This is a genomic window from Prevotella sp. KH2C16 (genome assembly GCF_900113305.1).
Classification (GTDB): Bacteria; Bacteroidota; Bacteroidia; order Bacteroidales; family Bacteroidaceae; genus Prevotella.
This window is the reverse complement of the sequence record NZ_FOOW01000026.1, coordinates 1-16,594: the sequence shown is the minus strand read 5'-3', so window position 1 is coordinate 16,594 and position 16,594 is coordinate 1. Positions and strand designations below refer to the sequence as shown.

Below are 16,594 nucleotides of genomic sequence, written 5' to 3'. Positions count from 1 at the left end.
TTTCCGTTTCCTGTTTGTCCGTTTTCCGCAAATTTTGTTCTTGCAGGTGGCAGGAGCTCAGATGACGCGGAAGTGGCGGAGGGCATTGCGGATGCCGTCGCCGTCGACGGCGGTCGTGGTGTAGTCGGCACAGGCCTTCACTTCGTCGAGTCCGTTGCCCATGGCCACGCCCGTTCCGGCAGCCTTGAGGATGGGGATGTCGTTTCCGCCGTCGCCGAAAGCCATGGTTTCTTCAATCCTTAAGCCCATGTATTCCGCCATTTCGTGCAATCCCCGTGCCTTGTCGATGCCGCCGGCCGTGATGTCGACGAATTCCGGATGCCACCTTCCCGCCGTACAGTTTCCGAGCCGGGGCATGAGGCGGGTCTCCTGCTCTGTGGTTACGAACGGCGTAACCTGCAGGATTTCTTCGTCCGCGAGGTCGTTATAGCTGAGTGAGAAGTCGATATTCTCCACTTTCAACTCCTCCACGAAGATGCGGTGGACGGCAGGAGTGTCGTTGCAGACGACGAAGTTCTTGCTCCCCACGATAATCATCGAATAGCCCTGCTCGTAGCCGTCGTCGATGATGGTCTCCACATCCTTTCGTTTCATGGGATGTATGCTCACGGTCTCCTTGCCCGCGAAGCAATAGGCACCGTTGGTAGTGATGTATCCGTCTATCAGCGGTTCGATTTGCCCGAGGTTGGTGATGATGTTCAGGGGGCGCCCCGTGGAGATGAATATCTTCACCCCCCGCTTCTTCGCCTCACGGAGAGCCTCTACCGTGGAGGCCGGTATTCGGTGAGTGGCAAAGCTCACCAGGGTGCCGTCGATGTCAAAAAATAGAGCCTTGAACATGTTGCCTGTAAACCTTTTCGTGTGCAAAAATACGAAAAAAAGTGGATTTCGGCTTGCCTTACGCTAACTTTTCCTATATTTGCAGACAGTTAATTAAGATTTAACCAGAAAAAAAAACTGCTTATGAAAAACTATTTTGACTTGTCCGGAAGGGTGGCTCTCGTTACGGGATGCTCTACCGGACTGGGGGTGCAGATGGCTCGCGCATTGGCCAGCCAAGGCTGCAACATCATCCCCGTTGCCCGCCGCGAGGAGAAAATCAAGGAAGTTGCCGCCATGCTGGAGGCCGACTTCGGCGTGGAGGCTCACGCCATTCGCTGCGACATTACGGATACGGAGATGGTAGACCGAATGGTGGATGCCGCCATGACTCACTTCGGTCGCATCGACATCTTGATAAACAATGCCGGGACGGGAGCGGTAGCTCCGGCCGAGGAAATCAGCGACGAGCAGTTCCGGAACGAGATGAATGTAGACCTCTTCGGCACCTTCCGCGTAACAAGGGCTGTGGTCCGGAAGGCCATGATACCGCAGGCTTACGGCCGCATCATCAACATCGCCTCGATGTACGGCCTCGTGGGCAACAAGATTGCGCCGTCGTCGCCTTACCATGCGGCTAAGGGCGGCGTGGTAAACCTTACCCGTGCGCTGGCAGCGGAGTGGGGGCGGCAGGGCATTACGGTAAATGCCATCTGCCCGGGATACTTCTGGACGCCTCTCACCCAGGCCACCTTGGAGACCGACTGGTTCCGCGCCTACGCCAAAGGGGCCATCCCACTCGAGCGCTATGGCCGCGAGGGCGAGCTCGACACGGCAGCCCTCTTCCTCGCAAGCGAGGCCTCCAGTTATGTAACTGGCATCATGTTGCCCGTAGACGGAGGGTATACATGCCTCTAAAAGGCCGTTGGCGGCAGATTAAATTCACTTGTTTTACAGGACGAAATCGGCGATTTTGCCCCGCAATCTCGCCGATTTTGTCAGACTTGCAACGGCTGAAAGCTCTTCTATAGTTTCTTTCGGGGCTTCCCGTCTGCCTCTCTCAAAGTGGCTTCCCTGGGCTGCAAGCTATGTGGGTATGGGCTTGCGAAAGAATCGTAATTTGTTAAAAACCAGCCCAATTAATATATTTTAACGGGAGGCTTGTGGCTCATCTACGAAAATTTCGTAGTTTTACGCCAAAGAAAAACCCAAGAAATATGGAAAGCCCTACCACAGACAGAGAAAAAATAATGCCAGTTTTGTCATTCTTTCAGCGGCCGCTTGGATGGCTCCTGCTGGCTTTTGCCTTTCCCGCTTGTGCCTTCGGACAGGAAGCGGGGCTGCCCGATGCCTATGCCATCGACTTCTACGGACAGATCTATCTCCGCAACGAGTTTGGCGGACGGCCGGCGCACTTCGTCTTCGACACGGGTTCACCCTACACTTGCGCCGACAGCACCTTTATCGCCCTGGGGCACTTTAAATTCCAGGAGGTGTGCAATGCGCGCATGGGTGGTGCGGGCAAGGACAGGGTGCGGGTGCCCTTGGTGAAGGATAAGGTGAGTAACCGCTTCCTGACGCGTGAACATGTGCCCTCGATGATACCGATTATCCAGCTGAAGCCGATACTGGGCGACTATGCCGACGGCATCGTGGGGCTCGACTATTTCGGACAGAAGGCGTTCCGGATAGACTATGCCCACCGTCGCATGCGCGTCTACGACAGCCCCGACTCCATCGACCTGACGGGCTTTACGGCCGTGGACATCGAGTTTGACGATCGCCGGATTTATGTGCCGGCGACCGTCTCGGTGAACGACACGCTCACCATCGTGGGCAAGATGCTCGTCGACCTGGGGTCTGCAGGGGCATTCACGCTCACGAGTGCCACCGCCCGGAAGTATGGCCTGGACAGTCTCATCACCCGTAAGCTGCGCTGGTATACGGCCTACGGGGGCATTGGCGGCGCGGGTAGTTCCTATGACTTCCGGGCCAAAGGAGCGCGGATTGGCGGCTTCGAGTGGGCGGATGTGCTGATGGACTACAGTCTTAACGAGTCGGGAGCCTTGTCTGCCAGGCCTTATCTCGGCATCATCGGCAATGAGATATGGAGCCGCTTCGAGGTGGTTTTCTGTCCGCAGGGTAATAAGATGTACCTCCGCCGCAATGCCGATTACGACAAACCCTATGAGATGGGGACATTCGGATTCGGCTATGTAGACCGTACCAAGACCCTGGGCTACTGGGTCGTAACGGGCTTGTATGAAGGGGGCAAGGCCGAGAAGGCGGGTCTGCGCATCGATGACCATATCCTCCTGCTCAACGGGCGGCCCGTCTCTGAACTGGACATCCACTGGCAATACACTCCCAACAAAAACCTTCGGTATCTCGACTTGCTCATAGAGCGCGGCGGGAAGACGCTCAACATAGGGTTTGATACTGAAGACCCGATGCGCATCTGAATCCCATTGGCCCATTTCCCAGTTCTTTCAGAAGGGCTGGGACATGGCTTACGAGAATATCGTAAATAGTTAAAAATCAAACAGATTAATATAAATTAACACACAAATAGCAACTTGTCTACGAAAATTTCGTAGTTTTGCGATAAAGAAAAAACCAGGAATCATGGAAAGACTTACCACTCAAGAAGAGGACATCATGCAGATCGTGTGGACGCTGGGGCAGTGCACCGTGCGCGAAATCGTAGACCGGATGGCGGAGCCCAAGTCTCCTTACACCACCGTGGCATCGGTGGTGGGCAACCTCAAGGCCAAGGGCTATGTGGCGCAGAGTCGCAAGGGCAACACCTATTTATATATGCCCACCATTGCGGAGAATGAATATAAGAGCAAGTTCATGAGCGGATTCGTGCGCGACTACTTCCGCAATTCGTTCAAGGAGATGGTCTCTTTTTTTGCGAGGGACGAGAAACTTTCGCCCCGCGACTTGCGCGACATCATCTCGGAGATAGAAAAGGGAGGAAAATAAGATGGCAGTCTATCTTCTGAAAGTCAATGTTCTGCTGATTCTGTTCTATGGCTTTTATCGGCTGATGCTGGGTCGCGACACCTTTTTCTCATGGCGCCGCGCCGCGCTCCTTGCCGTCTACGGGCTTTCGGTGGGGCTTCCCCTGATAAATCTGGGCGGATGGGTACAGCAGCAGGAAGGCCTTGCCGCCCTGTCGGACAGCTACACCCATGTGTTCTTGCCGTCGGTGGTGGTTTCTCCCGAGGCCGTTACGGTACTGTCGGCTGCCCATGTCCTGTTCATGGTCTGGCTTGCGGGCATGGTCGTCCTGAGTGTCAGATTCCTCTCGGGTCTTCATTCCATCCTGCGTCTGGCACATGCATGCCCGACGACGGAGGTGAACGGCATACGCGTGAAGGAGCTGCGCCATTCGGAAAGTCCGTTTTCCTTCTTCCGGTGGATATTCGTGAATCCCCGGGCGCAGGATGCCGATTCGCTGGCCGAAATTTTGATTCACGAGCAGGCACATGCCAGCCAGTGGCACTCCGTGGACATCATTCTCAGCGAGCTTTTCACGATATTCTGCTTCTTCAACCCCTTTGCCTGGCTCCTGCGCAGGGAGGTGCGCATCAACCTGGAGTATCTTGCCGACGAGCGGGTGATTGGCGAGGGCAGGGAAACCAAGTCCTATCAGTATCACCTCTTGGGGCTGGCCTATCATAAGAATGTAGCTACACTATCTAATAACTTTAATGTTTTACCGATTAAAAAACGAATCAAAATGATGAACAAGAAGCGTTCCAACGAATATGGCAAGTGGAAATACCTGCTGTTCGTGCCCGTGGCAGCCGTGCTGCTGGTGGCGTGCAACCTGAATAACAAGCCCCGGAAGGAGGCGGAACAGACCGACTCCGTGCCCATGACGGCGACGGCCGGCGACTCTGTGTCTGCTGTCAAGAGTTCCGAAGGGAAGGTCTTTGATGTGGTGGAGGAGATGCCCCAGTTCCCGGGTGGCAGCGCAAAGCTCATGTCCTATCTGTCCAGCCACCTCCAGTATCCCGCAGAAGCCCAGAAGAAAAAGATAGAGGGGCGCGTCGTGGTGTCGTTTGTCGTAGAGACGGACGGTGCCGTCAGCGGTGTGAAAGTGGTGCGTTCCATAGATCCGTTGCTCGATCAGGAGGCCGTGCGTGTGGTAGAGGACATGCCCAGATGGCAGCCCGGCAAGCAGCACGGGAAGACCGTCAGGGTGAAGTATAATATCCCGGTGGCGTTTAAACTTCAATAAGATTCTATGGTCAGACAATGAATAAACCCAAAATTCTTTTTTTCTTGCTCGTCTGCCTGCCGATGTGGGCAGACGGGCAAGACCTCGTGCAGAAAGGCGACAGCTGCATGGAAGCTTATGATACCTTTCATGCCCTGCAATTTTATGAGGCTGCCTTCGAGGCCGACAGCAGCATAAAGAACCGTCATAAGCTGGCTCACTGCTATTATCGGAGGCAGGCTTTCGGCAAGTGCATAGACCTCCTGAAGTCCTTGGAGGATGACTCCATTACGCACGAGGGTCTGCGCGAGCTTTTCTATAGCTATCGCTTTCTGGACAATTCGGCGGCTCAGATCTATTGGGGCGAGCATCTCCTGAAGCGTTATCCGATGGACGCAGAGATGGTGGCCGAGGTGGCGAGAACCTATAATCAGGCCATGCAGCCTGACAAGGCACTTATTCACACGGTGAAATACTCGTTGAAAGACAGCACCGACATTGCCGTGAACCGTCAGTTGGGCGATGCCTTCTTTCTAAATGAGCAGTATCAGCCGGCATCTGAGGTCTATTTGCGACTGGTAACGCAGGGCGACAGCACCTACTCGGTGTGCTATTCCCTGGGCATATGTTACCAGCAAATGAAGAAGCCCGACCGTGCCCTGCCCTGGTTGAACAGGGCTGTTGCCATCAGCGACTCCACCAAGGCCGGACCGTTATATTATCTCGGGTATGTGAACAACGATCTGAAGCACCCCGAAGAAGCCATTCGCTGTCTGAAGAAGGCCGAAAGTCTGTTGCAGCCGGAGCCGGCCCTTATGTTCAATGTTACGCGTGGACTGGCCGAGAGTTATTTCCAGCAAGGCCGCTACAAGGAGGCTTCCTATGTCTTCAAGGATGCCCTGAAATATGATCCAGGCTCCATTACCTCCTATTATTATCTGGCTTACTGCTATCAGCAGATGGGCGACAGGGGAAACGCCGTCGTCAATTATAATATCTTCATGAGTATGGCTAAGATGATAGAGAAGAAGACCGATGACCTGAAAGAACTCATGGAGTATGCCAATGGCTATCTTCTCAAGAACCGGAAGGATACCCCTTGATTACCTCCCGGAAATATTTGGTGGCGTGTTTTTTCTGTAAGTGCAGATAAAAAGCAGGGGCTGAACCATTTGAATGAGAAACGCATGCGAACACCGGAACTGAAATGGATAAGCAGAATCATGGAAGAGAGCTGTAAGAAGCGTGGTCTGGCGCGACACCCCGACTGCCCGAATATGTGGCTGCGGCAGCCTTTGTGGCTCTGCTTGCAAGGGCAGTTTTTTGTTATTTCTCATCCTGAATTGGGATAATACTCGTTTTTTGAGGAAATAAGAGGAACTGCCCTCGAGAATTTTTGCCAGGGTTAAAAGAAGGCCTGCCTATTGCCGCCAATGAAAAACAGAGCCTGGACATTTGTCCAGGCTCTGTTTTTGTTGGAATCCATATAAATTTGTCCGGGCTTTGTGGAAACTTCGGTATATGAAGTGTGCCCCTCCCGGTTCTGTTCGTTGCTTAATAACGATTGTCATGGTTGTATCCACCGCGGGAGCTCCTATGGTCTCCACGCTCCTCTCTTGGGCGCGCTATGGCTACATTGATGGTTTTGCCTTCGAAATCGGTGCCGTTGAGAGCGTCGATTGCAGCCTGTCCTTCCTCGTCGTTGGACATCTCTACGAAGCCGAAACCGCGGGAACGGCCGGTCTCTCTATCGGTAATGATTCTGGCATCTGCCACTTCGCCATAAGCGGAAAACAGTTTGAGGAGACTCTCGTTCTGAGTCTTGAAGTTGATGTTTGAAACAAAAATGTTCATTTGCTTTGTTCTTAAAATATAAAAAATAATTGTGAAAATCTTTTTGTCTTTTAATTTCCCTTGTCCGGGAGGTTGCCAAAGACAGCTTCTTGCGGCTTATCCGTTCGACACGGCGAGAGCAGTCTGTACCCTGTTGAGCTTTCTTCCGGTGAGTTTCTGGATGTCTTTTACTATGGGGTATTCCTCCTTGGAGCAGAAGGTGAGCGCCACTCCGCTATTGCCGGCACGGCCAGTCCTGCCGATGCGGTGAACATAAGTCTCCGCTACATCGGGCAGGTCGTAGTTGATAACGAGTTGCAGGTTGGCAATGTCGATGCCTCTTGCGGCGATATCAGTGGCTACGATCACGCGCGTCTTGCCCGACTTGAAGTTTGTCAGGGCGCGTTGGCGGGCATTTTGACTCTTGTTTCCATGAATGGCTTCACAGTAGATGCCCTTTGCTTTGAGTTTTTTGGCAATCTTGTCGGCACCGTGCTTGGTGCGCGAGAACACTAATGCGGTTTTCTGTTTGCTGTCGCTTAGGACTTCCGCAAGCAGTTCTACTTTCTGTGGTTTTTCCACAAGGTAGAGTTTCTGCTCGATAGTGTCTACGACCGAGGATGCGGGTGCCACCTCTATGCGCTGCGGATTGTGGAGAATAGACTTAGAGAGCGTGGCTATGGTCTGTGGCATCGTGGCCGAGAAGAGCATTGTCTGTCTGCGATTGGGCAGCATTGGAATGATGCGCTTGATATCGTGGATGAAGCCCATGTCGAGCATGCGGTCGGCTTCGTCGAGTACAAAATACTCTATATGCTGCAACGAAATGATCTTCTGGGAAATCAAGTCGAGCAATCGGCCGGGCGTGGCAATCAGAATATCGATGCCTTTCTTGAGGGCAAGCACCTGTGAATGCTGGCTCACTCCACCAAAGATGACACAAGAGCGCACTTGTGTGAAGCGTGAGTATTCTTTCACACAATCCTCAATCTGGATGGCCAGCTCCCGGGTAGGGGTGAGAATGAGTGCCTTAATTTCCGATTTTCTGTCGGAGTTGTTATTACTTAAGTGCTGGATGATGGGTATCGAGAAAGCTGCGGTCTTTCCCGTTCCAGTTTGCGCAATGCCCAGTAAGTCGTTTTTGTCAAGGGCTATCGGGATGGCTTGTTCCTGAATGGGGGTCGGATATTCGTAACCTTTCTCTTGCAGTGCCTTTAGTATAGGCTTTGATATTTTTAATTCCTGGAATGTCATAAAATGTTTTTTGCTATATGGGATATAGCGAGATTCTTTGTTGTTAATGTGAGAACAATATGGGAGAAGTCTGGCTGTGATAGCCTGTGCGTAAAGTTCTGATAATTGAATATTTAAAGATGTAACCGCTAAGGTGGTTTACAATGTGAAGATACGAAACAGTCTTGTTCTTTTAATACATATTTTAAACTCTTGATGTGCCGTGCGACAATTCTTGCGTAACCGCACAAAATGTTCCGGACACTTAGGTTCTTTTAATAAATTCTCCTCTTGACGGGTGATGGAAAAAGGACAAGAGGAAGTTCCTGATTCTCTTTTTGTATTGATATAATCATCGTTTCATATTGTATTGCCTTGTGCCTTGCGTCTTGGGCGTAGGTCCCGGCAAGTGAGAAACTTTATTTCGAGCTTGATTTTATGATAATGGTTTCGCCTGAAGAGGCAGGAAAGGGCATATCTATAAAAATATTCTACAAAATCTGAATTTCTTCGGGGCAAAGGTACATCTTTATTTTGATAAAACAAACTTTTTGTGGAAAAATGTGTGGAGGACGCGGGAAATAATCGTATTATTTCAAGGATAAGACTCCCTAATCGTGGATATTTCTGTCGGTAAAACGGATATTGGCTGGCGGGAAGGACAGTATTTCTCGCGATTCCGGTTCTTCCTTCTGCAGCGGGAGTGGCAGCTTTGGCTTCTCTTTGCGTTTTTTATTGGAGGTATAGTGTGAACAAAGACCCCTTTCGCCCTTCTCCTTTGTAGAAAGCGGACAAAGGGAATTGTCCACAGAGCCCCTCGCATTCGTCGTCGGAGAGGTGCCTTGTCAATTCCAGTTCGAGTGTACCGGTGGCGTGCTCATAGCCCAGACTCCACACGCAGTCGCCACAATAGGCAGCGACATCCGACCGTATCTCGTCTTCCAGGGCAAGGATTTCACAGAGGTCTCTCATCGCTGTATGATTAATTCTTTGTTTTTGCCGTCTTTATCGTTTAAAAGGAATTTGTATCGCCGCCCTTCCACGAAAGGGAAATTAACGAAGTCGTCAAAGCTGTGGATGGGCGTGTCGTCGATACGAAGTACTACATCACCCTGGCGCATGCCGCACTTGTAAGCGTCGCAGCCTTCCCAGATGAGGCCTATGGCAGCCTTGCCGTCGGCTGGCACGAAGGCCACTCCGGTATGCTTGTTGCCCACCTCGACGTTGTCAGCCGCATGATGGGGCTGGAAGATGATGCGTCGTCGGAAGGGGTTGATGATGATATTTCCATAGCGGAGTATCTGTGCTCCGATTCGTGAGGCTCCCTGCGTGGTAATGGATCGGACATTGCGGAAGGAAAAGTCGCCCCATTTCAAACGGTCAAGATGCAGGAAGACAATCTCGGCCTCAGTTTCCGTACCATGGCTTGCAATGGTCAGATGGCCCCAGGCTCGTCCCTCTACCTGTTCATTCACCTGTCTGCTCTTATAGGAGTGCTTGTCGAAGCTTTCTTTGCTCATCGTATAGAGCGGCCGGGAGCCGAGGTCGAAGAGAACCTCGTCTACATGGCGGATAAACGGACTTGCCAGTAAGTAGGGCACAAACCACTTCAACTTGTATTTGACGGCGAATCCCGGCTCGCCTTCAAACCATTTCCTGCGGTCGGTAAGGATGAGAATCTTTTTTTGTGCATCGATTTTAGCACAGATGCCTTTGTTGAAGATGTCGAAGCCGAGAACCGCATTGTACCGACGCTTTATGGCAGGCCTTCTTAGTAGCGAAGCCACATAATGGCTGACGGTGAGGCTTCCGATGCGGAAGGGGGGCAGGGCCACGACTTTTACCGTGTCCGTCCGTTGGTTGGCATCATGGGAAACGACATTGCCAAGTTCGGTCAGGCCTTCTATCTGTGATTCCTCGTACACGATTCCCTGGCTGCTTCCTGTATCGAGGTTAAAGCACAGTTCCCGGCCGTTTATCTCCACACGGATATAGACTTGGTCGTTCTCAATCTCGATGGGTATGGTGTCGCAGAAGTTCCGTCTCGATAATTCGAAGCGAGTGTCGTAGCCGTGCATCTGGGCATGAAGTCCCAGCGGAAGCACCAGGAGGCTCATCAGGCAGGAGAAGATACGGTTCATTTACTCTATATTTTCAAAGGTTACCCCACCGAATTCCTTCATCAGGCTGAGTATCTGGGTGTGGTACATGCTGCGCTTGGCCTTGATTTCCATGGAGACATGGTAAGTGGGCTTGTCGGATTCCTCTTCTTTCTGCATGCTGTAGGAGTCGATTTCAATGCCTTTCTGCCGCATTTCCTCGAGCGTCCGGGAGATGTCTTCACTCGTGGAGGCTGCAAACGATATGCTCAGGCTCCGGTATCCGAGCTTCTGGATGCCTATGTTGAGGGCTTCCAGACAGATGAGCACCATGATGGTGGAGGCTGCAGCCAGCAGGTAGAGCCCTGACCCGCAGGTCATGCCGATGGCAGCGGTTACCCAGAGGCCGGCCGCCGTGGTGAGTCCTCGTATCATATGCTTCTGCAGGATGATGGTTCCGGCACCGATGAAGCCGATGCCCGTTACCACCTGCGCCGCTATGCGCGAGGGGTCGAACTTTGCCAGATTGAGCTCGCCGATTACGGCGTTGAAGCCATATTGCGAGAGTATCATGAAGAGGGCACTCCCCAAGGCTACCAGAAAGTGAGTCCTGATGCCGGCCTCCTTCGCCCTGTATTCGCGCTCCAAACCGATGGCGCTGCCCAGAAGAACGGCAATGAAGAGACGAAGAATGAATTCTGCTGTCATATTCGTTTATCTTTTTCTGGGCAAAAATAAGAAATATTATTGGATTTCAGGTACTGTCCCTTGCTATTTTTAAAAATTAATACTATTTTTGCCAACAATATATCAAACTCAACAAAATGGAACAAATTATCAAGTACTTTACCGATGACGATCTTTATAAGTTCTCCATGTGCTGTGCGGTTATAGAGAATTATCCTCGTGCTCAGGTCAAATACGAGTTTGTAGACCGGGATAATACCGTTTATCCGACAGGGTTTGCCGACTTGCTCAATGAGCAGATTGGTTATCTGGAACACTTGAAAATCACAGGGGAAGAAATTGCTTTCATGAAACGACGCTGCGACTACATCCCCCAGTGGTTTTACCCTTACCTGAAGGGATTCCGATATAAGCGTGAATGGGTCAAGGCCTGGCAGGACGAGGAGAATCATCTGCATGTGGAATTCGAAGGCAACTGGAGCGATACAATCCTCCTTGAGGTAAAGGTGCTGGCGATTATCTCGGAGTTGTACTACATCGTTACGGGACAGGCTGACAAGCTGGACTATGAGGCTTATTATGGAAAGTCGTACCGCAAGGCGGAGCGCCTGTTGGCGGCGGGTTGCGTCTTTACCGATTTCGGTACACGCCGCCGGGCATCGCTTGAGGCAGAATCGGTCTGTGTCCGCGCTTTCAAGGACTGCTATCAGTCAAAGCCGTGGAAAGGCAAGTTCGTCGGCACGAGCAATGTCTATCTTGCCATGAAGTACGACTTGGTGCCAGTAGGTACCATGGCGCATGAGTTTGTCTGTGCCATCGGCGGCATGTATGGCCCCCAGATGGCTAACCATATTGCCATGAATGCATGGCGCAACACCTTCCGGGGAGCCCTTGGAACTTATCTCTACGACAGTTTCGGATGGGATATCTTCAGCATGAACTTCTCCGAAGACTTTGCGAATCTCTTCAAAGGACTAAGAATCGATAGTGGCGACAACCGCGAACAGCTTGAGAAAATAGCGGAGAAATACAAGTCGCTGGGCATCGACCCACGCACCAAACAAGTGATATTCAGCAATGCGCTCGATACAGACCGTGCCATCAAAATCCAAGGCTATGCCAAGGATTATTGCCAGCCAAGCTTCGGTATCGGTACTCACTTTACTAACGACTTTGAGGGCTTAAAACCTATGAATATAGTCATCAAGCTTGTTGCGGTGAAGATTACTGAGCTCTGGCCTTTCTATAATGACACCTGCAAGCTCAGCGAAGACAAGGGCAAGCATACGGGCAAGCCGGAGGTGGTGAAGCGCTTCATGGAGGCCGTGCATTTCGTTGAAAAGTAAAAGACCGTTAGAAGCCCGCCTTTTAGCCGTTAGAAGCGTTGCTTTTAGCCGTTAGAAGGAGAGTAAAAGGCCGCCTTTTACAATTCTATGGAATATCAAGCGTAACAGTCTTGGTTGTTGCGCTTGTTTTTTATGCCATTGTTCGGGGAATGGAATCTGGTAAATTCAATCTTGAACATCGGTAATTTGATAGTAAAATGATGATTGTCGGCGAGTGGGTCGCCCATCTTGTGCTCTGTCCCAAAGAGTTGTCTGGATGAGTATTATATATGCGTCCCTCATATGCTGCTAAGACAATAAAGGCGGTATGCGTTCAGGAACAGACCTGCCTACATACCGCCTCTATTGTCTTAATCGGCGTTTACCGAACTGCTTATATTTATTTGCCAGTATGCCAGTCTCCGTCTTCAGGCTGGAATTTGGTGTACCTTACATCGTTCATTGTCCATAAGAGTTTTATGAAATAATGTTCTTTTCCGCCAGGCGCATATCCTGTCAATGGTCCCATCTTGTCATCCTTGTCATTGAAGCTGCCCAGATAGCTGAAGCCAGCTGCGTTCAAGCCTCTCCAGTTCCAGACTTCGGGCAGGAAGTTCTTCTGTGGTACATTCAGCTCGTCCTCTTTTGATCTGAGGAAAACTACGGGTCCTTGATAGTAGATAAAAGTAAGATATTTTTTAGTTGCCAAGTCGTAGGTTACGCGGCAGCCAAAGTTGTCGACTATGTTGCATTTCGGGTCGTTGAAGTCGATGTTCCATCCTCCTTTGCATAGGAACTTTGCATAGCGTACGCCACCCGTTACGGCATTCATGTATGCAGCCGAGCCGCCTGTGCTTACGAGCTGATACACATTACTCTTCTTAACTTTCGGAATCCCTATGGCGTGCCCGCTTGCGGCGAGGCAAATCGTTCTGCCCGCAGGAACCATGGTCGTTGAGTGGTCAGGTATCATGTCGCGATTCTTTCTGTTAAGCTTTGCAAGGTCGGCCAGTGCCATGACATAGAGTGAGGCTGTTTCTGGATGATAGCTCACTAAGTAATAATCTTCCAGCGAGATGTCCCTATTGGTAACATTCGTGATTTCTATCCAGTTATATTCTCCTATGGCAATGGTGTTATGGTAATATTCCGTCATGATGAGTCCGCCGTCCGTATCAGCAAGAGAAGCGTCCACGCTGAAGTAATAGGTGTCGCCGTCGATAAACTGTATCGGGCATTTCGCCTCGCTGAAGAATTTGTCGCGCATGGAGAACTTATCTTCCTTGAAGGTAGCCCCCATGGTTGATACCGCCTTTCCGCGCACATAGACTCTTGCCTTTTGCCTGCTCTCCTGCCCGGAAGTCGCTTTTGCCCATACATAGAACGGCTTAGAATAGCGCGTCGTGCCGGCTCTGTCGCCGCTGCCGCCAATGGAAGTGCCGTTCACCCGTATGGTGTCGGTCTTCTCCTTGTGCTCGAGGTCTATGCGATAGTTCCTCGGGATCCATGCCGGCCGCGCCGTTGAAAGGTTGAGCGTTCCGTCCATGTGCAGCACATCAGACTCAAGCGCAATCGAGTGGATGTTACTCTGGTAAGCCATGTCGGACTTCGCCCTGATGCCTATCCAGCTGCCCAGCATGGTGAAGGTTATGCTTACGCTCTTGCCGTCTTTGTTAAGAGGGGACAGGCTTGCATAGAGGGGAATGTTGTACTTGTGCGAGGTGGCGTCGATGACGGCGGGAGTTGCTATCTTCGCGTTGCCCTCAGTATCCATTTTCGTTATCCACGCTCCGTTGTCCACATGGTTTTCCTTGCCGATGGCCACCGCTATCTTCAAGTTATCCAGGTTGTATTTGTCCGGTACATTGAACTGAAAGTGCCCTCGCTTTTCAGAGACAACCTTCAATACGCTCCCCGTAAGCGTCTCGTGGTGAGTGCCGTCGGTAATGTAAACGAACAGGGGAATCTCTGCCCCTGCCTCCCAGCTGTAGGTTATATTTCCACTTCTGTCGGCAGAAAGTGTGGCACGGGTTGCCGCCGCGCCTTGCGCTGCGTGGCTGATTATTTTCTGGGAGTTAGCATCAAGCTCGGCGTCTGCGGTAATCGTTACCCCCTCTTTGTGCGCGGCACTTTGTGCAGAGTCTGGGTAAATATCCTGCTCTTGGCATGAGGCTGCTGAAAAGCAGACGACCGTCATGCAGAGAAAACCTATTATTGATTTCATCTTTTCTTTCTCCTTAATTATTAATTATTATTATACTCGTTATCTTCTTCCCATAGGTTCGCGCCGTGTGGCTTTGCAAATTCTATAGGGTCTTTTTCAATCTCTCCGTCCATGTCATGGCCTGTTGAGCTGCCAGGCAGATTGCCCGAGGCTTCCACCATGATGTATTCCGTGTCTACTGTAAACACATTGCACAAGGGGGAAACATACTTTTTTCTTCTTGCCTTCATTGTTTTTAATTGATTATAGTTATTAAAAAATCATACGATTCATTTCTCCGGACTTGTCTTTTCTTTCCGACACTGTTAGGGCTGGATGAAAAAAGGGGGCAGACGCATAATTATCTGCTTGTAAATGTGGTGTCCGTTTCCTGAAAGAAATATTTCTGTGCAAAGTTACTGCTTCCCGAGGAGAAATAATAATGTAATCGTATGAAAGAAAGTCAAGGAGCTGATTCTTAGCGTTTTAATCCCTTAATACTCCACCCCCCCCCTTAACAGACCTTAACGGGCAAGAGGAAAATTGTATATTTTCCATTAATTGAGGAAATATTACTTGATAAGTTGATAAAACACCATGGAGTTATAATTTTTATTAGTATCTTTGTACTCCCTAATGATTATGGCAGGCATGAACATGATACAATTCATAAACGAACGGCTGAAGCGCATAGACGGAAAGGCAATGGGGTTTGAAAGCGGTGTCGTCCACCAGCTGCGCCTCCAGGTGCTGCGTGCCATAGTCATCATCGTTGTTCTCGGAAGCATGCTCAATGTTTTCGGGCTAAGCGGTCCCGAGGACTTTTTCGCCTCCAATCTGGTGTACGGGGTCGCCATCCTTGTCATATACATGTTGGCACGGCTGCGATATTTGCCCTTGCTTCTGACGCTTTACCTGATCTTCTTTATTACGCAGGTTTATCTCTCGGGCGAGATGATCTATACTGCGTTCTACCCGCATGACTATAGTGTCTCGCTGATTCTTTCCGACATCATTCTTCACTCAGGACTGCTGTGCATGACGACCTTTGTCTACATGCCGATGGTTACGCTTGGCTGCTATGTGCTGGGAGGGGCGTCGTATGTGGTGGCATGTGCCGTACTCGGCTCGCCGATACTGACCGAGGCGTTGCCCGTGCTGCTGTTGCTCTACACGCTGACCGTCTATCTGAGCGTACAGCTGAAGCGCTACACGGTAAAGGTGCTGATAGAAAACAACATGTTCAAGGACAACGAGAAGTCGTTGCTGGACTTCTTCCGCATGGATCGCAGCCAGCTGTTGGACTACATACAGCTGGCAAAACGGAAAAACCTGTCCCCGCAGGAAACCAATATGTTTCTCAGTTCTTTCGGAACAGAGGCAAAGGAGAACTTTCTCGCCAATGTGGACATGCTCGTACGCCATCAGCTGACAAGCAATAAGCTGCTTGATGACAAACTGCCGAATCTCACGCCTTCGGAGAAAGAGATAGTGCGACTTGTCATACAGGGGTTGCGTCTGAGCGAAATATGCACGAGACTGGGAAAGACAGAGTCGAATGTCTGTGCCCAGCATAGTCGAATAAGAAAGAAAATGGGACTTGCGCCTGAAGATAACTTGTATGAAAAATTGTGTGAACGACTTTTGTAATAAAAAGAAAGAGTTTTTAATTGGATAATTACCAATTTATATAAGACTTTTTATCTCGACTTCTTGTATAATGCATATATAATTAAGGTGAAAGATTTCCGTTGTCTTGATATTAGTCAAGAGAAAGAAAAAAAATACATAAAAAGGAAAAATATTCCCCGAAATATTTGGCGAATATAAAAAAACTGTTTACCTTTGCACTCGCTTTCGCCCTTCGGGGCGTAGCCGGATGGAAACGAAGTTCTTTGAAAGGTTTACATGGAGAGAGACAGGCAGTACGCCGCTGTCTCCGCCTCTGGCGGAGCGTCAGCGGAGGAACGCAGGTAGTCCGTCCGGCGGGAGGCCCAGGCCTTTGGCGGGACGGATGTCCGAGACAAGGAAAGCTCGTCGAGCCGGTTCTGAAGGAAATCATTTCCCTCAAGGACACGAGAGGGACAGACCATTCTACAATGGAGAGTTTGATCCTGGCTCAGGATGAACGCTGGCTACAGGCTTAACACATGCAAGTCGAGGG

At 50.6% G+C, this 16,594-nt stretch carries 15 protein-coding genes and 1 rRNA gene; 8 read left to right on the top strand and 8 right to left on the bottom strand.

All coding sequences use genetic code 11. The features are described from left to right. Positions 1 to 57: 57 nt before the first annotated feature. Positions 58 to 840 carry a Cof-type HAD-IIB family hydrolase gene (locus BM114_RS12370; protein WP_092113869.1) on the bottom strand — a complete coding sequence of 261 codons (783 nt, stop codon included), beginning with the start codon at positions 838 to 840 and terminating at the stop codon, positions 58 to 60. 123 nt (positions 841 to 963) lie between these two features. Between BM114_RS12370 and BM114_RS12365 the strand changes: the two genes are divergently transcribed. The 5 genes from BM114_RS12365 (at position 964) to BM114_RS12345 (ending at position 6,153) form a co-directional block, all read left to right on the top strand. Beyond that, on the top strand, positions 964 to 1,737 hold the full coding sequence (locus BM114_RS12365) for an SDR family oxidoreductase (protein WP_092113867.1): 774 nt from the start codon (positions 964 to 966) through the stop codon (positions 1,735 to 1,737). 341 nt (positions 1,738 to 2,078) lie between these two features. Next, positions 2,079 to 3,281: a hypothetical protein gene (locus BM114_RS12360; protein ID WP_177207122.1), complete on the top strand. Its 1,203-nt coding sequence runs from the start codon at positions 2,079 to 2,081 to the stop codon at positions 3,279 to 3,281. A gap of 163 nt (positions 3,282 to 3,444) precedes the next feature. Next, positions 3,445 to 3,807, top strand: a complete 363-nt coding sequence (locus BM114_RS12355; protein ID WP_092113865.1) for a BlaI/MecI/CopY family transcriptional regulator — start codon at positions 3,445 to 3,447, stop codon at positions 3,805 to 3,807. 1 nt (position 3,808) lies between these two features. Beyond that, complete coding sequence (locus tag BM114_RS12350; protein WP_092113863.1) at positions 3,809 to 5,071, top strand: M56 family metallopeptidase; 1,263 nt, start codon at positions 3,809 to 3,811, stop codon at positions 5,069 to 5,071. Between the two features lie 17 nt (positions 5,072 to 5,088). Then, positions 5,089 to 6,153, top strand: a complete 1,065-nt coding sequence (locus BM114_RS12345; RefSeq protein WP_092113862.1) for a tetratricopeptide repeat protein — start codon at positions 5,089 to 5,091, stop codon at positions 6,151 to 6,153. Positions 6,154 to 6,604: 451 nt separating this feature from the next. Here the strand turns inward: BM114_RS12345 and BM114_RS12340 are convergent, their stop codons facing one another. From BM114_RS12340 to BM114_RS12325, 5 genes are all read right to left on the bottom strand, one after another. Beyond that, positions 6,605 to 6,904 (bottom strand): RNA recognition motif domain-containing protein, encoded by a 300-nt coding sequence (locus BM114_RS12340; RefSeq protein WP_092113861.1) that lies wholly within the window; start codon positions 6,902 to 6,904, stop codon positions 6,605 to 6,607. Positions 6,905 to 7,000: 96 nt separating this feature from the next. Next, positions 7,001 to 8,137 (bottom strand): DEAD/DEAH box helicase, encoded by a 1,137-nt coding sequence (locus tag BM114_RS12335; protein ID WP_092113860.1) that lies wholly within the window; start codon positions 8,135 to 8,137, stop codon positions 7,001 to 7,003. 711 nt (positions 8,138 to 8,848) lie between these two features. Continuing rightward, positions 8,849 to 9,088, bottom strand: a complete 240-nt coding sequence (locus tag BM114_RS14185; protein ID WP_143089336.1) for a hypothetical protein — start codon at positions 9,086 to 9,088, stop codon at positions 8,849 to 8,851. Next, a complete protein-coding gene (locus tag BM114_RS12330; protein ID WP_092113858.1) occupies positions 9,085 to 10,257 on the bottom strand; it encodes an aspartyl protease in 1,173 nt (390 codons plus the stop codon). The genes BM114_RS14185 and BM114_RS12330 overlap by 4 nt, the downstream gene beginning before the upstream one ends. Continuing rightward, positions 10,258 to 10,923, bottom strand: coding sequence for an MgtC/SapB family protein (locus BM114_RS12325; RefSeq protein WP_092113856.1), 666 nt, complete (start codon positions 10,921 to 10,923; stop codon positions 10,258 to 10,260). Between the two features lie 116 nt (positions 10,924 to 11,039). On the opposite strand from BM114_RS12325, the gene pncB reads away from it, so the two are divergent. Beyond that, positions 11,040 to 12,248 carry a nicotinate phosphoribosyltransferase gene (gene pncB, locus BM114_RS12320; RefSeq protein ID WP_092113854.1) on the top strand — a complete coding sequence of 403 codons (1,209 nt, stop codon included), beginning with the start codon at positions 11,040 to 11,042 and terminating at the stop codon, positions 12,246 to 12,248. A gap of 379 nt (positions 12,249 to 12,627) precedes the next feature. On the opposite strand, the gene BM114_RS12315 is transcribed toward pncB, so the two are convergent. Continuing rightward, entirely contained in the window at positions 12,628 to 14,451 is a 1,824-nt protein-coding gene (locus BM114_RS12315) for an MBL fold metallo-hydrolase (protein WP_143089335.1), read from the bottom strand. A gap of 20 nt (positions 14,452 to 14,471) precedes the next feature. Continuing rightward, positions 14,472 to 14,681: a hypothetical protein gene (locus BM114_RS12310; protein ID WP_092113850.1), complete on the bottom strand. Its 210-nt coding sequence runs from the start codon at positions 14,679 to 14,681 to the stop codon at positions 14,472 to 14,474. Positions 14,682 to 15,087: 406 nt separating this feature from the next. Between BM114_RS12310 and BM114_RS12305 the strand changes: the two genes are divergently transcribed. Further along, positions 15,088 to 16,080, top strand: coding sequence for a helix-turn-helix transcriptional regulator (locus BM114_RS12305; RefSeq protein ID WP_177207121.1), 993 nt, complete (start codon positions 15,088 to 15,090; stop codon positions 16,078 to 16,080). Between the two features lie 446 nt (positions 16,081 to 16,526). Further along, positions 16,527 to 16,594 (top strand): 16S ribosomal RNA (locus BM114_RS12300); the annotation flags it as partial.

Bases quoted from the DNA above. Each gene is read 5' to 3' on its own strand.
- BM114_RS12370 (WP_092113869.1), bottom strand. From the start codon at position 840: ATGTTCAAGGCTCTATTTTTTGACATCGACGGCACCCTGGTGAGCTTT.
- BM114_RS12365 (WP_092113867.1), top strand. From the start codon at position 964: ATGAAAAACTATTTTGACTTGTCCGGAAGGGTGGCTCTCGTTACGGGA.
- BM114_RS12355 (WP_092113865.1), top strand. From the start codon at position 3,445: ATGGAAAGACTTACCACTCAAGAAGAGGACATCATGCAGATCGTGTGG.
- BM114_RS12350 (WP_092113863.1), top strand. From the start codon at position 3,809: ATGGCAGTCTATCTTCTGAAAGTCAATGTTCTGCTGATTCTGTTCTAT.
- BM114_RS12345 (WP_092113862.1), top strand. From the start codon at position 5,089: ATGAATAAACCCAAAATTCTTTTTTTCTTGCTCGTCTGCCTGCCGATG.
- BM114_RS12340 (WP_092113861.1), bottom strand. From the start codon at position 6,904: ATGAACATTTTTGTTTCAAACATCAACTTCAAGACTCAGAACGAGAGT.
- BM114_RS12335 (WP_092113860.1), bottom strand. From the start codon at position 8,137: ATGACATTCCAGGAATTAAAAATATCAAAGCCTATACTAAAGGCACTG.
- BM114_RS14185 (WP_143089336.1), bottom strand. From the start codon at position 9,088: ATGAGAGACCTCTGTGAAATCCTTGCCCTGGAAGACGAGATACGGTCG.
- BM114_RS12330 (WP_092113858.1), bottom strand. From the start codon at position 10,257: ATGAACCGTATCTTCTCCTGCCTGATGAGCCTCCTGGTGCTTCCGCTG.
- BM114_RS12325 (WP_092113856.1), bottom strand. From the start codon at position 10,923: ATGACAGCAGAATTCATTCTTCGTCTCTTCATTGCCGTTCTTCTGGGC.
- pncB (WP_092113854.1), top strand. From the start codon at position 11,040: ATGGAACAAATTATCAAGTACTTTACCGATGACGATCTTTATAAGTTC.
- BM114_RS12315 (WP_143089335.1), bottom strand. From the start codon at position 14,451: ATGAAATCAATAATAGGTTTTCTCTGCATGACGGTCGTCTGCTTTTCA.
- BM114_RS12310 (WP_092113850.1), bottom strand. From the start codon at position 14,681: ATGAAGGCAAGAAGAAAAAAGTATGTTTCCCCCTTGTGCAATGTGTTT.
- BM114_RS12305 (WP_177207121.1), top strand. From the start codon at position 15,088: ATGATACAATTCATAAACGAACGGCTGAAGCGCATAGACGGAAAGGCA.